The 17922-nt window shown below is 69.6% G+C and carries 17 protein-coding genes, 1 tRNA gene and 1 pseudogene; 5 read left to right on the plus strand and 14 right to left on the minus strand.

Annotated elements, in window-relative coordinates:
* The 8 genes and pseudogenes from GGR24_RS12430 to GGR24_RS12465 all read right to left on the minus strand — a co-directional run.
* Positions 1–330: pseudogene (locus GGR24_RS12430) on the minus strand (dimethylamine monooxygenase subunit DmmA family protein); the annotation flags it as partial.
* A gap of 67 nt (positions 331–397) precedes the next feature.
* The gene (locus GGR24_RS12435; RefSeq protein ID WP_183395701.1) at positions 398–2017 is read right to left on the minus strand and encodes a trimethylamine N-oxide permease; all 1620 of its coding nucleotides are present in this window, start codon (positions 2015–2017) and stop codon (positions 398–400) included.
* 341 nt (positions 2018–2358) lie between these two features.
* Positions 2359–2625 (minus strand): hypothetical protein, encoded by a 267-nt coding sequence (locus GGR24_RS12440; RefSeq protein WP_183395702.1) that lies wholly within the window; start codon positions 2623–2625, stop codon positions 2359–2361.
* Positions 2603–3307: a hypothetical protein gene (locus tag GGR24_RS12445; RefSeq protein WP_183395703.1), complete on the minus strand. Its 705-nt coding sequence runs from the start codon at positions 3305–3307 to the stop codon at positions 2603–2605. The genes GGR24_RS12440 and GGR24_RS12445 overlap by 23 nt, the downstream gene beginning before the upstream one ends.
* Positions 3308–3314: 7 nt before the next feature.
* Positions 3315–4745: an APC family permease gene (locus tag GGR24_RS12450; protein ID WP_183395704.1), complete on the minus strand. Its 1431-nt coding sequence runs from the start codon at positions 4743–4745 to the stop codon at positions 3315–3317.
* Positions 4745–4915, minus strand: coding sequence for a hypothetical protein (locus GGR24_RS12455; RefSeq protein ID WP_183395705.1), 171 nt, complete (start codon positions 4913–4915; stop codon positions 4745–4747). Before GGR24_RS12455 ends, GGR24_RS12450 begins: the two co-directional genes overlap by 1 nt.
* Positions 4916–4952: 37 nt before the next feature.
* Positions 4953–5348 (minus strand): hypothetical protein, encoded by a 396-nt coding sequence (locus GGR24_RS12460; protein ID WP_183395706.1) that lies wholly within the window; start codon positions 5346–5348, stop codon positions 4953–4955.
* A complete protein-coding gene (locus GGR24_RS12465; RefSeq protein WP_183395707.1) occupies positions 5345–5641 on the minus strand; it encodes a hypothetical protein in 297 nt (98 codons plus the stop codon). The genes GGR24_RS12460 and GGR24_RS12465 overlap by 4 nt, the downstream gene beginning before the upstream one ends.
* 321 nt (positions 5642–5962) lie before the next feature.
* On the opposite strand from GGR24_RS12465, the gene GGR24_RS12470 reads away from it, so the two are divergent.
* On the plus strand, positions 5963–7204 hold the full coding sequence (locus GGR24_RS12470) for a flavin monoamine oxidase family protein (RefSeq protein ID WP_183395708.1): 1242 nt from the start codon (positions 5963–5965) through the stop codon (positions 7202–7204).
* 41 nt (positions 7205–7245) lie between these two features.
* Here the strand turns inward: GGR24_RS12470 and GGR24_RS12475 are convergent.
* Positions 7246–7332, minus strand: a tRNA-Leu gene (locus GGR24_RS12475).
* A gap of 74 nt (positions 7333–7406) precedes the next feature.
* Positions 7407–7802, minus strand: a complete 396-nt coding sequence (locus tag GGR24_RS12480; RefSeq protein WP_183395709.1) for an ester cyclase — start codon at positions 7800–7802, stop codon at positions 7407–7409.
* Between the two features lie 229 nt (positions 7803–8031).
* Between GGR24_RS12480 and GGR24_RS12485 the strand changes: the two genes are divergently transcribed.
* Together GGR24_RS12485 and GGR24_RS12490 are read left to right on the plus strand one after the other, a co-directional pair.
* Positions 8032–8613, plus strand: a complete 582-nt coding sequence (locus GGR24_RS12485) for a YqaA family protein (RefSeq protein ID WP_183395710.1) — start codon at positions 8032–8034, stop codon at positions 8611–8613.
* Between the two features lie 58 nt (positions 8614–8671).
* Complete coding sequence (locus GGR24_RS12490; RefSeq protein WP_183395711.1) at positions 8672–9172, plus strand: disulfide bond formation protein B; 501 nt, start codon at positions 8672–8674, stop codon at positions 9170–9172.
* Here the strand turns inward: GGR24_RS12490 and GGR24_RS12495 are convergent.
* The 4 genes from GGR24_RS12495 to GGR24_RS12510 form a co-directional block, all read right to left on the minus strand.
* Positions 9150–9881 (minus strand): L,D-transpeptidase, encoded by a 732-nt coding sequence (locus GGR24_RS12495; RefSeq protein ID WP_183395712.1) that lies wholly within the window; start codon positions 9879–9881, stop codon positions 9150–9152. The genes GGR24_RS12490 and GGR24_RS12495 overlap by 23 nt on opposite strands.
* 230 nt (positions 9882–10111) lie before the next feature.
* Complete coding sequence (locus GGR24_RS12500; protein WP_183395713.1) at positions 10112–10669, minus strand: HNH endonuclease; 558 nt, start codon at positions 10667–10669, stop codon at positions 10112–10114.
* Between the two features lie 64 nt (positions 10670–10733).
* Positions 10734–11420 (minus strand): alpha/beta hydrolase, encoded by a 687-nt coding sequence (locus GGR24_RS12505; protein WP_183395714.1) that lies wholly within the window; start codon positions 11418–11420, stop codon positions 10734–10736.
* Positions 11417–12097: a DNA-3-methyladenine glycosylase 2 family protein gene (locus GGR24_RS12510; protein ID WP_183395715.1), complete on the minus strand. Its 681-nt coding sequence runs from the start codon at positions 12095–12097 to the stop codon at positions 11417–11419. The genes GGR24_RS12505 and GGR24_RS12510 overlap by 4 nt, the downstream gene beginning before the upstream one ends.
* A 99-nt stretch (positions 12098–12196) precedes the next feature.
* Between GGR24_RS12510 and gluQRS the strand changes: the two genes are divergently transcribed.
* Entirely contained in the window at positions 12197–13081 is an 885-nt protein-coding gene (gluQRS, locus tag GGR24_RS12515) for a tRNA glutamyl-Q(34) synthetase GluQRS (RefSeq protein ID WP_343066250.1), read from the plus strand.
* Between the two features lie 34 nt (positions 13082–13115).
* Entirely contained in the window at positions 13116–17921 is a 4806-nt protein-coding gene (locus GGR24_RS12520; protein ID WP_183395717.1) for an NAD-glutamate dehydrogenase, read from the plus strand.
* Position 17922: the final 1 nt, after the last annotated feature.

Here is a 17922-nt window from a genome sequence, read left to right on the forward strand (position 1 = left end):
GAAGCCCTCGCGGCCCGCCGCGTAGAGCCGTGTCCCCATCGTGGCGACGTCGAGCATCGCGTTCAGGCGGAACAGCAGCGTCGGCGCCGACGGCATCACATGAAGGGCGTCCGCCCCGAGCTCGCGCAGCGCCGCCGCATGGTCGCGGCCCGCCGACCCCGCCGGGCAGTACAGGATCGCGGTCCGGCCAAGCGCCTCCGACGCCCCGCCGAACGCCTCGATCACCGCCACAGCCCCCTCGCCCTCCGCAGCCACAAGATGACGCCGCGCAGAACCGTCAACCCGCAACCCGCCATAAACCGGACGGCTCTTTATCTCGGAAAGCTGCATGAACGGAGGCTCTGGGCTGGACAAAGAAAAGGCCCCGGCGCATTCGCGCCGGGGCCGGGACTGATCGTCAGAGTTGGAAGACGGCGTTCGCGATCAGGACCACCGCGACGCCCGCCAGGAGCGTGAGGTAGGGCAGCATGCCCGCCCTGCGGGAGGCGTTGAGGCCCTCCGACCCGATCTGAAGATCGTCAAGCATCTGCTGCGGGAACTTGCCCTTGTCCTGCACATAATGCCGGTAGAAGAACACCGGGATGATCATGGCGGCCGTGATCAGGCCCGCCCACAGCGCCATCGGGTTCCAGACCTTCGCGCCGGCCCCCATGAAGATGGCGTTGACGAAGGCGAACACGGCGCCGAGTCCGATGATGAACGCGGGCGCCTTGTAGGGCCGCGGGATGTGGCCGCTGTCGATGCGGTGGATCCATCCCGAGTTCAGGTTCAGGAAGTTGAAGATGATGTAGCCGCAGTTCGACACCGCGAGGATGAAGAAGAACGACGTGGCGTCCGCGCAGGCGATCGCGAGCAGGAGCAGGTTGACGCCGAGGTCCGTCCACATGGCGTTGGTGGGCGCGCCATGATGGTTGACGTAAGACAGGTAGCGGGGGAGCCAGCCGTCGACCGAGCCCTGGTACAGCGTGCGCGAGGAGCCCGCCATGGCGGTCATCAGGCACAGCATGAGCGCCAGGATCATCAGCATGACCAGGGCGTTCTCGATGATCGGGCCGCCGCCGACCATGTGGGCGAGCGCCGCCGCGACGCCGGAGCCGTCGACGATCGGCGTCTCGAGCATGCCCGTCAGGCCGAGCTCGCTCTGGAAGGTGAAGGGCACGATCACGAAGATCGCGATGCAGAGCAGGCCCGAGAAGAAGATCGCCTTGAAGGTGTCGCGGGCCGGATCCTTGAATTCGCTCGTGTAGCAGATCGCGGTCTCGAAGCCGTAGGTCGACCAGGCGGCGATGAACATGCCGCCGAGCACGAGCGTCCAGCCCGGGATGTTCCACGCGCCCGGCTCGGGCTTGTAGGCTTCGGCGATCGGCACGAAGGGCTGGAAGTTCGCCCAGTTGACGCCGTGCTGCAGGAGCGGCGCGACGCCCACGATGATGAGCGGCACCAGCACCAGCACGCCGACGATCCGCTGCACGCGCGCGGTGCCCAGGATGCCGCGATGCTGGACCGCGAAAGTGCCGAGCATCAAGGCGGCGCCGATGAAGAAGGCCGAGTTCAGCGAGAACGACACCGGACCGAGCGCGCCGGAGAACAGCGTCCATCCGGCGAGGCCCGGCGTGACCGGAGCGATGGCGGTCAGGATGTAGCCGGCGGCGATCGAACAGCCGAGCGAGAGCACCGGCGACCAGGCGAACCAGTTGCACCAGACCGAGAGCGGCGCGATCGGCTTGGCGTAGCGCACCCAGGCGGCCGCGCCGTAGATCGAGGCGCCGCCGGACTTGTTCGGGAACAGGCCGGCGATCTCGGCGTATACGAAGGACTGCAGGAAGCCCATCATCATCGAGGCCGCCCAGATCGCGAAAGCGGGCGTGCCGGTGGTGCCCGCGATGCCGCCGATCGAGAACAGCACGAGCGGCGGCACGCCGCTCGCCACCCAGAACGCGCCAGTCCAGGAAATGCTTCGCCGCAGCTGATGCGTGTCGGCGGCTGAGACCGGCGTCTCAGTCATTGCTATCGTCATGGATCGTTCCCCGTGCCCCTGAAGTGCGCGCCGTCAGCCGGCGCCGGCCGCTCCGGGCCGCCGATCCGCGCAAGTCGCCTCTGCGAGGACCAGCGTCATTTCCGGAGTATGCGTGTCACTGTTCGATGGGAACGACAGGGAACCGACTTCCTCCTCGGCGATCTCTGCAAACGCAGACCCGTCCGACGCCGAAGCGCTCCGTCAGCCTGGAAGAGGAAAGACTTCATCCACCACCTGCGCGACCCAGAATGGGATCATGACGCAGATTTGATCCGTGTCAAAAGTTTTTCCCGTGGGGAAAAATCTTGCTGTGCGTCGGCGACGCTAAAGGCTTCCTCCGCTCACATTTTCGCCCGGACAGCGTCGGTCCGGGCGCTTCTGTAGGCGTCCGGGAGGGACAGCGCCCAGACGAGAAATCCGCCAGCGTGCCGGCCGATCATGCCGGCGTCCGGGGCGGCGAACTTCGTCGTCAGCCAGCCGAGCACGAAGGTGAAGAGCGCAAAGCCGAGCCCACGCGCCGCGCGTCCGATCATGACATGTCCCATCCCCGGCAGGATGGCGGCGACAAGCAGAACCAGCCGCGGATCAGGCGGCGCGCGAAGCGTCATCGGCGTGTTCCTTTGACTGTCGGGACTCCATGACCGCGAGCGCGGCCGAGATCGCGAGGTCGAGCGCCCGGGCCGCCTCGGCGGGCTCGGCGCGGGCGTTTTCGAACCGCGAGTCCCGGAACAGCAGATAAGCGCCTCGCTCGCCCTGCCGGAGCCGGCGCACGACCCGGGCGCCGGCGGGCGTCACGGAGACTTCCTTGGTGAGATCGTCGGCGAGCATCGGGGCCAGCGGCCCGGCCAGCGCGGGGAGCAGCGCCTCTGCGCCACGGGAGCCGCGGACGCTCGAATCCTGGGGCCACGACGCGGGCGGCCGAAAACCCTCAGGGAGGCTGGGGCCCAGAGCGAAGAATTCGGCGCCGGTGGGGCGTCGGAGAACATCGAGGGTCGCCTCCGCGCCGGTCGGAAGGCGGACCGAGGCGATCAGCCAGAGTTGCGGAAGACGACGGAAGGCGAGTTGCTCCGCCACCGGCCGAAGCGCCGCCTCGAAGCCGCGATAGCGGCCGCGCAGGACATCGTAGCCGGACGGGTCGGGGTTGAGGACGGCGCCGTCGAGCAGGGGCAGGCAGTCCACGAGGATCTCGCGGCGCCCGCTCTGTTCGGCGCGCGCGGCCTTGCGCAGACGGAGCCCCGCGGCGGCGAGCGCCGCCGCGGAGATCGTCGCCAGAACGGCGGTTCCGAGCATCGCCGCCTCAGTATCCGCGGGGCTTCGGCCAGGCCATCGTGAACTGCTCGCCCCGCCGGCAGTACTTGTAGCGGTGAACGACGAACCAGGCCGACGCCAGGATGTAGAAGCTCATCATCGCGAGCAGCTGCGTGCCGTAGCCGAGGAACACCGCGAAGTAGGTCACGGCGCACAAGGTCAGAAGCAGGATCGCCGGAAGCGGATGGAGCGGGTGGACGTATCCGCGGTTGATCGACCCGAGCGGCCATTTGCGACGGAAGATGATCACCGCGATCGCCATGATCGTATAGCCAAGCAGGCCGGAAAGGATCGAGAAGGTGATCGTCTGGTCGAGCGGGGTCGACACTGCGAACAGGATCGCGATCGGCACGAAGAACACGATCGAGCGGAACGGCGTCCGATACTTCGGATGCACCCCTCCGAACCACACCGGCATGTAGCGGTCGCGGCCCATGGCGAACCAGGCGCGCGAGGCGTCGTTGATGCAGCCATTGGCGGAGGCGAGCGTCGCGAACAGGGTGCCGACGAACAGGAACACCTCGAGCGGCGCGCTGCCGGTGAGGCGGCCGGCGTCGTAGAGCGGCGTGATCGCCTGCCCGAGATATTCCCAGGGCATCAGGCCTGTGCCGATGTACCAGGTCAGGGTGGCGGCGATCAGCAGGGTCATGATCCCGGTGAGCGTGCCGAGCGGCAGCGAGCGGGCCGGCGAGCGGACCTCTTCGGCGGCCTGGGTCGTCCCCTCGATGCCCAGATAGAACCAAAGGCCGAAATGCATCGCGGCCAGGATGCCGAGGCCGCCATAGGGAAGTCCGGTCAGAAGATCCGAATGCTTCGTGACCTCCCCGGGCGCCCAGGGGCGGACATAGGCGAACAACGTCAGGATGGCCGCGAAGGCGATGGCGGTGATGACGTAGTTCACCGTGAGGGTGGCGAGCACGCCGCGGTAGTTGAGCCACGCCAGGAAGACGATCGTCAGCACCATGAAGGCGCGTTTGTCGAGATCTCCGACCAGGCCCATGTTGTGCGCGAAGGCTTCGATGAGATCGCCCGTGACGATCGCGTTCGAGACCTCAAGCATCGTGTAGGCCATGACGAGGTAGAGGCCGACGTTGAAGGCGGCGAGCGGGCCGATGATGTGCTTCGCCTGCGCGTACTGGCCGCCCGCGGCGGCGACAGTCGAGGTCACCTCGGAGTCGATCATCGCGACGCAGGTGTAGAGGATGCCTGCGAGCCAGCAGGCGGTGAGCGCGGCGATCGCGCCTCCCTTTCCGACGGCGAAGTTCCAGCCCATGAACTCGCCGACAAGAACGATGCCGACGCCGAGCCCCCAGACATGGGCCGGCCCGAGGACGCGCTTCAGCGCGACGCGCGACGGGGTGGCGGACGGGGCGGCCGCAGCGGCGGCGGCCGGAGTCGCGGGGTGAGCGAGGTCCACCATCACTGCCTCGCCGTGATCTCGCCGATCTCGGCGTCGATGATCTCACCCTCCGCCGAGGAGGTCAGATACTCCTCGGAATAGGCTCGGTTCGTCTTGATCATGTCCCAGAGCATCCAGAGCGCGAGCGCGGCCGCGGCCGACCAGGCGCAGATGTTCATCGCCGATATCATCTCGGCCTCCTCGGTATGGCTTGTGACTTCAGGCGGATCAGGCCGACGGGCGGTCGTCGTCGAAGCGTTCGGCGATGACCTCGCGATATTCCTTGTCGGACCAGCGCAGCATGCCGACGAAGTAGACGAGGATGACGGCGGCCGTGACCGCGAAGCCGATCCAGGAGAACGCGTAGTCGAACTTCACGCCGATGATCGCCGCGGCGGAGGTCGGATCGAAGCCGAGCTTCTCCCACTGGGTCGCCATGGTGGCGTTCTGGCCGAGCGTCTCCCAGGTGGGATTGTCGAACGTGCTGGTCGTGGTCCCGCCGCCGGCGAGCTTCAGCAGGAGCGGCACGTAGAGCGTGACCAGCACCAGCGCGAGCATGATGAAGGCGTCGACGATCTGCCCGAAGACCGACTGCGCCGGCGGCTCGTAAGGCTGCTTCCTCATCGGGCCAGCCTCCGGTCCGCTACGATGCGGTCCAGGTAGTAGATGTCGGTGCCGTAGATCGCGGCCTTGTCTTCCTTGTAATGGCGGATCAACGCCCAGACGGCCGCGGTGTTGAGCAGCAGCACAAGACCGCCGAGGATCAGCATCAGCAGCGTCACGCCGCTGGCTGCGAACTGATCGGACATCCGCCAGAACGTGAAGGCGTAGACCGCCCAGACGGTCGTGACGGAGACATAGGCCGCAAGCTTGTCCCGCCTGTACATCGCTTCGACACGCGCCTGATGGTCGCGCATGGCGTTCCTCCCCATGTTCTTGCGAAGAAAATTTCGCTCTTTTCAGGAAAAGGTGACCGCCTAATTTGCGGGCGTCAAGCGCTCTGTTTATGTGCAATGCGATATTTATTTGAGCAGAAGCGGTGCGGCGCAGCAGTCGCATCGCAGAGTCGCCGCTTCCGATCGCGCGACGTCTTCGCTGGCCGGGGCGGATCCGCATGGAACGTCCGTCTTTCGCCGCCGTCCCCGCTGACGGCGGCGAGGGGCCGGAGCTTGCGGGCGCACCTTCGAGGCGCCAGAACGCGGCGCGTCCTCACAGGCGGCGCGGACGTGGCGTGATCCATGAGCAAGGCGGAAGTCGAAGTCGCGGTCGTGGGCGCCGGCGCCGCGGGAATCGGGGCCGCTCGGCGTCTGCATGAGGCGGGCGTCGACGTCCTGCTGATCGAGGCCCGCGCCCGCCTCGGCGGCCGCAGCTTCACCGAGCCCCATCCGGTCGTCGGTCCGCTGGACCTCGGCTGCGGCTGGCTGCATTCGGGCGACGAGAATCCCTGGACCGCGATCGCGGAGCGGCAGGGGCGTGCCGTCGAGCGCTCGGCCGCGCCCTGGAGCAAGGCGGCGCTGGCAGCCGGCTTTCCGGCGGAGCAGCAGGCGGACTTCCGGGCGGCCAGCGAGAGGTTTCACGAGCGCCTGGGGGAAGCCGCATCTGGCTCGCCCGACCGGCCGGCCTCCGCCTGCCTTGAGCCAGGAAACCGGTGGAACGGCCTTCTCGACGCAGTCAGCACCTATGTGAGCGGCGCTGAACTGCAGCGCGTCTCCGCCCGCGATCTCGCGGCCTATCGGGACACCGGCGTGAACTGGCGCCTGGGCGCAGGCTACGGCGCCGTCATCGCGCGGCACGCGGACGGCGTGCCGCTTGCGCTGGAATGTCCCGTGAGCGAGATCGACCACAGCGGCAGGCGCATCCGGCTCACGACGCCGCAGGGCGAGATCTCGGCCGAACGCGCCGTCGTCACGCTGCCGACGGACCTGCTGGCGCAGGAGGCCGTGACGTTCCGGCCCGCTCTGCCGGAGAAAAGCGAGGCCGCGCGCGGCTTGCCGCTCGGGCTCGCCGACAAGCTCTACATGGCGCTCGAAGGCGCGGAGGAGTTCGAGATCGACAGCCGCGCGTTCGGGCGAACGGACCGCGTCGCGACGGGATCCTATCATTTCCGGCCGCTCGGGCGCTCCGTGATCGAGGGCTATTTCGGCGGAGCGCTCGCGGCCGATCTGGAGCGGGGCGGGTCGGCCGCCTTCTTCGACTTCGCGCGGCAGGAGCTGACGGGACTGTTCGGCGCCGGCTTCGCGGGTCGCCTTCGGCCGGTCGCGAGCCATTCCTGGGGCGCCGACCCCTATGCGCGCGGCTCCTACTCCTTCGCCTCGCCCGGCATGGCGGGGAAGCGCGAAATCCTCGCCGCCTCGGTGGACGATCGGCTGTTCTTCGCCGGCGAGGCCTGCTCGCCGCGCGACTATTCGACGGCGCACGGCGCCCTGCGCACGGGCCTCGCGGCGGCGGACGCGATCCTTGCCGCGCGCGGGCGGAGATAGCCCGCAACTCACGTCAGGCTTCGGCGATGATGGGAAAGCGATGGTGCGGGCGGTCGGACTCGAACCGACATATCCGTGAGGACGGCGGATTTTGAGTCCGCTGCGTCTACCAGTTCCGCCACGCCCGCGGCGCTGCCAGTCGTGCAGGACGCCCGCAGGCGTCCGGCTCCTGTAACCCACCTCGGGCGGGGGCGCCAGATGGCTAGGCCGGATCGGGCGACGCGAGTGCGACGACGTCGGCGATCGACCACACCTCGTCGATCCTGCCGTCCCGAAACCGGTAGAAAACGTTCTCGCCGAAGGCGGCGCGCCTCCCTGTCGGCCGGAGGCCCTGCCACTCCCGCGTCAGCGTTGCGGTGTCGCGCAATCGCGCAGCGACGAAGTCCTCTTCGATGACGAGCTTCTCGACGCTCCACTGAAGATCGGGCATCGCGGCGAAGCTGTCCTCGATCGCCCGGGCGCGCCACTCCGCCCTGCTCATGCGCTCCCCATTGTACAGCAACTCATCCCAGTAGAAGCTCTCGGCCTCGTCCAGCCGGCGTTCGTTCAGGCACGCGATGTAGCGCCGGTAGAGCGCTTCGAGCTCGTCTCGGGTCATCAATCCTCCTCCCTTCGCCGGACAGGGGGCCGGCCTCGGCGTCAACGGCCGGTTCGCGGCGAGGTTCACTGACACCGCCGCTGAAGCGCCGCGCTGAAGAAACTCACGACTTGCGCCACGCGCGCAAAGCCCTCATAGGCTTCGGCGCCTGAGGTAGGTTCGCACGCGCGAAGGCCGGTTGAATCGGGACGCTACGGGGCGCGCTCCGCGTCTCAGCGAAGGGTCGGGAATGCTGAGACGCCTTTACGAGTGGACGCTTTCGCTGGCGGCGGGCCCGAAGGCCGACAGGGCCCTGTTCTGGGTCGCCTTCACCGAGAGCTCGTTCTTCCCGCTGCCCCCCGACGTCCTGCTCGTCCCGATGACGATCGCACGTCCGGACAGGGCCTATTACTACGCGATCCTGTGCGGGGTCGCCTCCACGCTCGGCGGCCTGCTCGGCTACGCGATCGGCGCGCTGCTCTATGACAGCGTCGGCCTGTGGATCATCAATCTGTACGGCTACGGCGACAAGATGGAGGCGTTCCGGCACGCCTACGCCGAGTACGGGCTGTGGATCATCCTGCTCAAGGGGCTGACGCCGATCCCCTACAAGCTCGTGACGATCGTCTCCGGCTTCGCGGGCTACAACGTCTTCCTGTTCGTGGTGCTGACGATCATCTCGCGGACGCTGCGATTCCTCGCGGTCGCCTGGCTGCTCAAGCGCTACGGCGAGCCGGTGCGGGAGTTCATCGAGAAGCGCCTCGAGGTCGCGACGATCCTGCTGCTCGCCTTCGTGGTCGGCGGCTTCGTGCTGGTCAAATACGTGGTGTGACGGCGTGGCGGCGGTCGGCCCACGCGACAGGCCGCGCGAGATCGGCCATACCGGCCCGATGACGCGCAACCGCCCAGCCGCGATCCTGGCCTTCGTGATCGCCGCCGCCGCCGCCCTCACGGTCGGGGCGGCGCTCGTGTTCCAGCACGGCTTCGGCTACGTGCCGTGCATGCTTTGCCTCTGGCAGCGCTGGCCCTATTACGTCGGGGCCCCGCTGGCGCTCGCCGCCGGGCTTCTCGGGCTCGCCGGCGCTACCGGCGCGATGCGCCTGCTGCTTGCGGCCACGGCCCTGCTGTTCCTGGGCGGCGCGGCGCTGGGCGGCTATCACGCCGGCGTCGAGTGGGGCTTCTGGCCAGGGCCGGCGAGCTGCGCCGGGGCGAACGCCGCGCCGACCTCCGCGAGCGATCTGCTCAAGCAGATGAGCGGCGCCCGGCTGGTGCCGTGCGACAGGGCCGCGTGGCGGCTGCTCGGCCTCTCGCTGGCCGGCTACAATGCGCTGATCGCAGCCGGCCTTGCGGCTCTCGCCCTCTACGCGCTCAGGCGTCCGACCACGTCCTAGGCGGCAAGCCGGCGTCCGCCGTCGGCAGGTCGGCGCCGTCCTGCAGCACGACCACGGGCGTGTCCTTCGGCACCCGGGCGTAGAGATCGATGATGTCCTGGTTGAACAGCCGGATGCAGCCGCTCGACACCGCCTTGCCGATGGACCAGGGCTCCGACGTGCCGTGGATCCGGAACAGCGTGTCCCGGTTCCCCTGGAACAGGTAGAGCGCGCGGGGTCCGAGCGGATTCTCCAGGCCGGGCGGCACGCCGTCAGCGACCGGGCCGTAGCGCTCCGGCTCGCGGGCGATCATGTCCCGCGTCGGAGTCCAGCGCGGCCACTCGGCCTTCCGGCCGACGCGCGCGGCCCCGGCGAATTCGAGCCCGGCCTTGCCGACGCCGATGCCGTAACGCAGCGCCATGCCGTTCTCCTGCACCAGGTACAGGTACCGGGCGCGGGTATCGATCACGATGGTGCCGGGCCGCTCCTGCGTGTCGTAGGGGACCTGCTGGCGCAGCCACCTGGGGTCGACCTTCGAGATGTCGGTGGCCGGCAGGGGAAAGCGCTCGTCCGGCGCGGGACCGTACCGGGCGAGCGTCGCCGGGTCGTGGACAGGGCCCGCCACAGTGCGGGGGCCGGACGATGCGCAGGCGGAGAGCGCCAGCGCGCCGCAGAGCAACGCACAGCATCGGACGGACCCACGTAACGTGGACCAGGAAAGGAGTGTCATGATGGTCGCCGTGTGAACTTCAGAGGCGTCCAACCGTCGGTGGACGCAGTGCCGATCGGCTGAAATAGAGGCGTCTACACGTTTAAAAAAGCGCGAAATAGTGGCGGCGCCGTCGGCGTTGCTAATCGGCAACGCTTTCGGGGAGGTCTGTCTGCAGTGCAGAACAGCTCTGCGGTAACGTGTTGTTGATGGACCGGGCGGCGTGACTGGCGAGAGGGTCCGCCGTTTACTCAGGGCTCCAGCTCGGAATCCCAGTAGAGATAGTCGAGCCAGCTGTCGTGCAGATAGTTCGGCGGGAAGGCGCGGCCGTTGCGGTGCAGGTCGTGCACGGACGGCTGGAACGGCTCCTGGGTCGGCCGCATGCCGCAATCGTCCGGCATCTGGCCGCCCTTCCGCAAATTGCAGGGGGAGCAGGCGGCGACGACGTTCTCCCAGGTGGTCTGGCCGCCGCGTGAGCGCGGGATCACATGGTCGAAGGTCAGGTCGTCGCGCGCGCCGCAATACTGGCAGGAGAAGCGGTCGCGCAAGAACACATTGAACCGCGTGAAGGCCGGATTTCGCGACGGTTTGACGTAGGTCTTCAGGCAGACGACCGAGGGCAGCCTCATCTCGAAGGATGGGCTGTGCACCGTGCGGTCGTAACGGGACAGGACGTTCACCCGGTCGAGGAAGATCGCCTTGATGGCGTCCTGCCACGCCCACAGCGACAACGGATAGTAGCTGAGCGGACGGTAGTCCGCATTGAGAACCAAGGCCGGGCACGCATCAGGCGAGACGGCGACCGTCACCACGCACTCCCTAAGCGCGCGCGGGCGCAGGCCCGCGCTCGGAGAGCATCCTATATGTGGTGCGTCAGCCTTGTGAAGCCGCGCGAAGGCTTGTTCTTCGGGGTTTCAGGGCGCTCGCCAGGAAGGCGCCGCCCTGACGCAGACCCTCCGGGTCGATGCCGTGGCCGACGCCCGGCGAAAGGTGCCACTCGGCCGGAATTTCGGCCGCTCCCAGCGCGTCCGTCGCGGCGAACAGGGCGTCGACCGGGATGACGTCGTCGCGCTCGCCGTGGACGAGAAGGATCGGCGGCTTGCCCGTCGCCTCGGACTGCAGGACCTCCGGCGCGACCAGCATCCCCGAATAGCCGAGGATCGCGGCGGGAGGCGTGGCGCGCCTCAGGCCGACATGCAGCGCCATCATGGTCCCTTGGCTGAAGCCCACCAGGGCGAGCCGGTCGCCGCCGAGGCCATGGCGCGCGAGCTCCGCGTCGAGGAAGGCGTCCAGGCCGGGCCGGGCGGCGATGACGCCGCGCCGCCGCTCGTCCGGATCGCGGAAGGTCAGCGGGAACCACTGGCGCCCGGCGGGCGAGGCCATGCAGCGCTCGGGCGCATGCGGCGCGACGAAGGCGGCGTCGGGCAGCGACCGGGCCCATTCCCGGCCGATCGCGATCAGATCGTTTCCGTCCGCCCCATAGCCGTGGAGGAAAACGACGAGCGATTTCGCGACCCCGGAGGCGGGCGCAAGGCGGGGGCCGTCGATCTGCTGGCTCATAGGGTCTCTCTCACGGTCGCGGCTCGGCTCGGCGCGGAGACCGCATCAAGGCCGCCGCGCATGGCGCGGTAATAAGCCCAGAGCAGTTGGGCCGCCACTCCGCGCAGCGGCCGCCAGCGTTCGGCGATGCGTTCGGCCTCGGCGACGCCGGGACGCGCAGGCAGGCCGAACGCCTCCTTGAGGGCCGCCCGCAACGCGACGTCTCCGGCCGGAAACGCATCGGCGCGGCCGTGGGCGAAAAGCAGGAACACGTCGGCCGTCCACGGGCCGATGCCCGGAATGGCGGTGAGCGTCGCGCGCGCCTCCTGCTCGTCGCGTTCGGCGAGGCCAGCGATGTCGAGCCCGCCGTCGACCGCCGCGCACAGCGCTCGTATCGTCCGGAGCTTGCCGCGCGAGACGCCGGCGGCGCGGAACAGCTCGTCGGGAGCCTGCGAAAGCCGGGCGTGATCGAGCGCCCCGAGCGCGGCTTCGATCCGGCCGTGAATGGCTCGCGCGGCGGTCACCGATATCATTTGCGAGTTGACGAGCCAGACCAGTCCGGCGAGGCCGGGGTCCAGCGCGCGCAGCGGCGGCTCCCCCGCGACCGCGCGCAGGCGCGCCATCTCGGGATCGAGCGCGCAGAGCGCGTCGAGCGCCGCCGCGAGCTCAGGCTTGCCAAGAATGCGGAGAGGGCCCACCGCTGCCACGCTAGCGGGAAAGGACAGATGCAGGAACCGGCATCGCGGGATCGGAGGGAGGAGGGAGGCTCGGCGCCGCTCCCTGGAGAGGGGCGGCCGGTGTTCCGCTTCGCGCCGTCGCCGACCGGGCATCTGCACCTCGGCCACGCCCTCTCGGCGTCGTGCGTATGGCGCGCGGCGGAGGCCGCGGGCGGGCGCGTGCTGCTGCGCATCGAGGATATTGATCCGGTGCGCTCCAGGCCCGAATTCGCAGAAGCCATCGAGGAGGACCTCGCCTGGCTCGGCTTCCGCTGGGAGGGGGCGCCGCGTCGGCAGTCGGAGCATCTCGACGACTATCTGCGCGCCCTTGAGCAACTCGACCGACGCGGGCTGGTCTACCGCTGCCGGCTCACCCGGTCCGACATCGCGGCCGCGGTCGCCCGGGCCGAAGCCGCGCGCGGCGTTCGCTGGCCGCGGGACCCGGACGGCTCTCCCCGCCTGCCGGTCGGGGACGCGACGGCGGCGGACGCCGAGGCGCCGTTCGCGCTGCGGCTCGACATGCGCAAGGCGCTGGCCGAACTCGCCGGCGAACGTCTGAGCTGGCCGGAGGAGGGCGTGGGTCCGAACGGGGAGCGGGGGACGGTCGTGGCCCGTCCGGAGCTCTGGGGCGATGTCGTGCTCGCCCGCAAGGACACGCCGACGAGCTACCATCTCGCGGTGACGGTGGACGACGCCCTGCAAGGCGTGACGCATGTCGTCCGAGGACAGGATCTGTTCGAGGCGACCTCGGTTCATCGTTTGCTGCAGCGGCTGCTCGGCCTGCCGACGCCGGTCTACCGCCACCACCCGCTCCTCATCGCGCCGGACGGCCACAAGCTCGCCAAGACGAGGGGCTCTCCTTCGCTGCGGTCGCTCCGGGCCGCCGGCTGGACGCCTCACGACGTGCTGAACGCCGCCGCGGCGGGGTGTTCGGAGCCGTTTCGAGCCCAAGAACAGAGCACCTGACCGCGTGCGGCCCGCGTGCGGCGGAGAGGAAGCGATGGACGAGGCCGGAGACCAGCGCGCGGCGCTTCTGAACGAGGCCGGGTCCCTGCTCGGCGCCGCGTCGCCGGCCGGCTTCGCGGACGCGATGTTCGGCCACGCCTCCGCCGAGGATCTCGCCCCCTTCACCCCTGACGCGCTCGCGCGCCTCGCCGGCGCGGCGTGGGAGCATCTCGGCAGGAGGCGCCCACGCGCGCACGACGTCCGCCTGACGGACCATGATCTTCCGGGCGTCGGCGAGATCACGGCGCTCGAGATCGTCAATGACGACATGCCGTTTCTGCTCGACAGCGTGCTGGCCGAACTCGCGGATCGGCGGCTGCCGGTCCGGTTCGTGGTCCATCCGATCTTGGCGGTCACGCGCCGCCCGGATGGGACGCTGGCCGCCTTCGGCGGAGACGCCGACCGCGCCGAGTTCGAGAACGCGCCGCGCGAGAGCCTGATCCACCTTCACCTCGACCGCATCGACGACGCCGACGAGCGCCGGGCGCTCGTGGAGTCGCTCGACGGCGTGCTCGGCGAGGTCCGGAGCGCGGCGGATGACTACGCGCCGATGCTCGCCGCGGCGCGCTCCGCGGTCGCGGCGTTCCGCGAGGCGCCGCCGCCGCTGCCGGCCGACGAGATCGCGGAAGCCGTGCAGTTCCTCGAATGGCTGACGCAGGATGACTTCGTCTTCCTCGGCGTGCGGGAATATGCCCTGACCGGCGCGGGGGAGGACGAGCGCCTGGATCCCGTGCCGGACACCGGCCTCGGCCTGCTGCGCGACCCGCAGATGCGCGTGCTCAAGAAGCGCGGCGAACTGGTGGTGATGACGCCGGAGATCCGCGCCTTCCTGCACGAGCCGAAGCCGCTGATCGTCACCAAGGCGAGCGTGAAGTCACGGGTCTTCCGGCGGCTCTATATGGATTATGTGGGCGCGAAGCGTTTCGACGCGGACGGCAGGCTCACGGGAGAATTGCGCGTCCTCGGCCTGTTCACGGGCTCGGCCCTGATGCGTCCCGCGCGGGAGACGCCGCTGATCCGGCGCAAGATCGCGGAGGTCATCCGCCGCGCCGGCTTCGACGCCGAGAGCCATTCCGGACGGGCGCTCGCGAACCTGCTCGAGACCTATCCGCGCGAGGAGTTGTTCCAGGCCGAAGTGGGCTCGCTGTTCGCCGCGGCCATGGAGGTTCTGGCGCTTTACGGGCGGCCGCGGGTGAAGGCGCTGCTGCGGCCGGACCGGTTCCAGCGGTTCGTCTCGGCGCTCGTCTACGTGCCGCGCGAGCGCTACGATTCAGAGGTCCGCGCGAAGCTGGGGGCGCATCTGGCCGAACGTCTCGGGGGCCGCGTCTCGGCCTATAGCCCGAGCTTCCCCGAGGGGCCGCTCGCGCGCGTGCATTTCATCATCGGAACGGACGCCGCGCCAAAGCAGGTCGATCCCGCGGCGCTCGACGCGGAACTCGGCGCGATCGTCCGGACATGGGGAGACGGGCTCCGGCTGGAGCTGGCCGCGACCCGTCCGGGCGCGGTCGCCCGATCCCTGGCGCAGCGCTACGGCGACGCGTTCGGCCCTGCCTACGAGGCGCGTGTGACGCCGCGCGAGGCGGTCACCGATGTCGAGCAGATCGAACGTCTCGACGAGGCCCGCCCCTTCGCGGTCGATTTCTACGCGCGCGACGACGAGCCGAAGGCGCGGCTGAACCTGAAGGTCTTCTCCCGCGCGCACGCCGTGCCCCTGTCGCGCCGGGTCCCGATGCTCGAGGACATGGGATTTCGCGTGATCGAGGAGCGGACCTTCGAGATCGCTCCGGCCGGAGGCGCCCGCGTCTGGCTGCATGACATGACGCTGGAGCGGGCCGCCGGCGGCGTCGTCGATCTCACGCCCGAACTCGACGCGCGGCTGGAGTCGCTGCTGATCGCAGTCCTGCGCGGCGAGGCGGAGAGCGACGGCTACAACGCGCTCGCGCTGGAGGGCGAGCTCGCATGGCGGGAAGTCGCCCTGATGCGCGCCTTGTCGCGCTATCTGCGGCAGGCCCGCGCGCCATACGACCAGGACTACATGTGGCGCACGCTGGTGAAGCATTCGGCGATCGCCACGAAGCTCGTGGCGCTGTTTCGCGCGCGCTTCGATCCCGCTCCGGGCGCGAGCGATCAGGCCCGCGAAGCCGCCCTCACCGCCGAGATCGAAGCGGCGCTGGAGGAGGTGGACAGCCTCGATGAGGACAGCATCCTCCGACGCTTCCTGAACCTCGTCCGCGCGATGGTGCGCACGAACTTCTTCCAGGGCGACCGTGAGGGCGTCCCCCGGGAAACCTTCGCGTTCAAGTTCGAGAGCCGCAGGATCGAGGACCTGCCGGCGCCGCGCCCGCTCTACGACATCTGGGTGTGCTCGCCGCGCGTCGAAGGGGTTCATCTGCGCTTCGGCAAGGTCGCGCGGGGCGGCCTGCGCTGGTCCGACCGGCCGCAGGACTTCCGGACCGAAATCCTCGGGCTCGTGAAGGCGCAGCAGGTGAAGAACGCGGTGATCGTGCCGGTCGGCGCCAAGGGCGGCTTCGTTCCCAAGCGGCTGCCGGCGGGACCGCGCGAGGCCTGGCTCGCCGAGGGAACCGAGGCCTACCGGCTGTTCATCAACGCCTTGCTGGACGTCACCGACGACCTGCGGGACGGGCGCGCCGCGCCGCCGGCGGAGCTCGTCCGGCATGACGGCGACGATCCCTATCTGGTGGTCGCGGCCGACAAGGGCACGGCGGCGTTCTCGGATACGGCGAACGAGATCGCGGAGCGTCGCGGCTACTGGCTCGGCGACGCCTTCGCCTCGGGCGGCTCGGCCGGATACGACCACAAACGTATGGGGATCACCGCGCGCGGCGCCTGGGAGGCGGTGAAGCGGCACTTCCGCGAGATGGACGTCGACATCCAGACCACGCCGTTCACGGTGGTCGGCGTGGGGGACATGTCCGGCGACGTGTTCGGCAACGGCATGCTGCTGTCCCCGGCGATCAAGCTGATCGCAGCCTTCGACCATCGCGACATCTTCATCGACCCGAACCCGGATCCGGCCGTCTCGCTGGAAGAGCGGCGTCGGCTGTTCGGCCTGCCGCGCTCGAGCTGGGCGGACTACGACGCGCAGAAGATCTCGGCCGGCGGCGGCGTGTTCTCGCGCGCCCTGAAGTCGATCCGGCTGTCGCCCGAGGCGCAGGCCGCGCTCGGCTTCGACAGCGCCTCGGCCACCCCACGCCAGGTGATGAGCGCCATCTTGCGGGCCCCCGCCGATCTCCTGTGGTTCGGCGGCGTCGGCGCCTATGTGCGCGCCTCGGACGAAACGGACGACTCGGTCGGCGATCGCGGCAACGACGCCATCCGGATCGCCGCGGCGGACGTCCGGGCGAAGGTGATCGGGGAGGGCGCCAATCTGGGCGTCACCCAGCGCGGCCGGATCGAGGCCGCTCGGCGGGGCGTCCGGCTGAACACCGACGCGATCGACAACTCGGCCGGCGTGAACACCTCGGACGTGGAGGTGAACCTGAAGATCGCGCTCGCGGACCCCGTCCGCAGCGGCGCACTGCGCATGGAGGAGCGAAACCGGCTGCTCGGCGAGATGACCGACGAGGTCGCGCGGCTCGTCCTGCGCAACAATTACGACCAGACGCTCGCCCTCTCGCTCGCGCAGCGCTCGGCGGCGGCTGACGCGGGCTTCCACGCCCGGCTGATGCGCAGCCTCGAGTCCCGCGGCCTTCTCGACCGGGCCGTCGAGAACCTGCCTGACGACGCCGCGCTCGCCGAGCGCGCCCGCGGGGGCGAGGGGCTCACGCGGCCGGAGCTCGCCGTGCTGCTCGCATGGTCGAAGATCGCGCTCTACGACGACATTCTGGCCTCCGACATCCCGGACGCTCCGTACTTCGCCGGCGAGCTCTTCAGTTACTTCCCGGCGCCGATGCGGGAGCGGTTCGCGGAAGAGATTTCCGGGCACCGTCTTCGCCGCGAGATACTCGCCACCGCGGTCGCCAACGCGATGGTCAACCGGGGCGGCCCGGCCATCCTGGTTCGCCTCGCCGACCAGACCGGCGCCAGCGCGGCCCGCGCCGCGACGGCCTTCGCGGTCGCTCGCGAGGCGTTCCGGATGGAGGAGGTCCACGCGCAGATCGACGCCCTGGACGCAAAGATCTCGGGAGACCTGCAGCTCGGGCTCTACGCCGGCCTGCAGGAGCTGCTGCTCCATCGGATGGGCTGGTTCCTGCGGAACGTCGATCTCGAGGAGGACCTTGAACTGCTCGCCAGCCGCTTCCAGCGCGGGGTCGACGCCGTGGCTGCCGGTCTCGATCAGACCCTCAGCCCGGAGGCGGCCAGACGACGTTCCGCGCGCGCAGAGGAGCTGCTTCGATCCGGGCTGCCCGAACCGCTGGCGCAGCGGTTCTCCGCCCTTCTCGCCCTCGAAGGCGCCACCGACGCTGTGCTGATCGCCGACCGCACGGGACGCTCCACCGACGTCGCGGGCGCGGCCCTGTTCGCGGTCGCGGACCTGTTCGGGCTCAGCCGGCTGGTGCGCAGCGCCCAGGCGATCACGGCGGCCGACTATTACGAGAGGCTCGCCATCGACCAGGCGCTGGATCAGATCGGCGTCGCCGCGCGCAACGCCGCGATCGCGGCGTTGTCGGCCGCGCCAGAGGCGGACGGACGCTCGGCGGTCGAGGCTTGGCTCAAGAAGGCCGGGGACGCCGGCCGGGTCCGGCGGACGGTGGCCGAGATCGCCGATCCGGGGCTCACGCTCGGCCGGCTCTCTGTGGCCGCAGGACTGATGCAGGACCTCGGGCGAACAAGCGGTTGAG

Origin of the sequence: Hansschlegelia beijingensis, assembly GCF_014196425.1 — a bacterium.
Taxonomy (GTDB): domain Bacteria; phylum Pseudomonadota; class Alphaproteobacteria; order Rhizobiales; family Methylopilaceae; genus Methylopila; species Methylopila beijingensis.

What these genes read in the sequence shown, in the direction of transcription:
- GGR24_RS12455 (WP_183395705.1), bottom strand. Translation starts at nt 4,915, where the DNA reads ATGATATCGGCGATGAACATCTGCGCCTGGTCGGCCGCGGCCGCGCTC.
- GGR24_RS12440 (WP_183395702.1), bottom strand. Translation starts at nt 2,625, where the DNA reads ATGACGCTTCGCGCGCCGCCTGATCCGCGGCTGGTTCTGCTTGTCGCC.
- GGR24_RS12505 (WP_183395714.1), bottom strand. Translation starts at nt 11,420, where the DNA reads ATGAGCCAGCAGATCGACGGCCCCCGCCTTGCGCCCGCCTCCGGGGTC.
- GGR24_RS12435 (WP_183395701.1), bottom strand. Translation starts at nt 2,017, where the DNA reads ATGACGATAGCAATGACTGAGACGCCGGTCTCAGCCGCCGACACGCAT.
- GGR24_RS12465 (WP_183395707.1), bottom strand. Translation starts at nt 5,641, where the DNA reads ATGCGCGACCATCAGGCGCGTGTCGAAGCGATGTACAGGCGGGACAAG.
- GGR24_RS12485 (WP_183395710.1), top strand. Translation starts at nt 8,032, where the DNA reads ATGCTGAGACGCCTTTACGAGTGGACGCTTTCGCTGGCGGCGGGCCCG.
- GGR24_RS12520 (WP_183395717.1), top strand. Translation starts at nt 13,116, where the DNA reads ATGGACGAGGCCGGAGACCAGCGCGCGGCGCTTCTGAACGAGGCCGGG.
- GGR24_RS12450 (WP_183395704.1), bottom strand. Translation starts at nt 4,745, where the DNA reads ATGGTGGACCTCGCTCACCCCGCGACTCCGGCCGCCGCCGCTGCGGCC.
- GGR24_RS12495 (WP_183395712.1), bottom strand. Translation starts at nt 9,881, where the DNA reads ATGACACTCCTTTCCTGGTCCACGTTACGTGGGTCCGTCCGATGCTGT.
- GGR24_RS12490 (WP_183395711.1), top strand. Translation starts at nt 8,672, where the DNA reads ATGACGCGCAACCGCCCAGCCGCGATCCTGGCCTTCGTGATCGCCGCC.
- GGR24_RS12480 (WP_183395709.1), bottom strand. Translation starts at nt 7,802, where the DNA reads ATGACCCGAGACGAGCTCGAAGCGCTCTACCGGCGCTACATCGCGTGC.
- GGR24_RS12445 (WP_183395703.1), bottom strand. Translation starts at nt 3,307, where the DNA reads ATGCTCGGAACCGCCGTTCTGGCGACGATCTCCGCGGCGGCGCTCGCC.
- GGR24_RS12460 (WP_183395706.1), bottom strand. Translation starts at nt 5,348, where the DNA reads ATGAGGAAGCAGCCTTACGAGCCGCCGGCGCAGTCGGTCTTCGGGCAG.
- GGR24_RS12470 (WP_183395708.1), top strand. Translation starts at nt 5,963, where the DNA reads ATGAGCAAGGCGGAAGTCGAAGTCGCGGTCGTGGGCGCCGGCGCCGCG.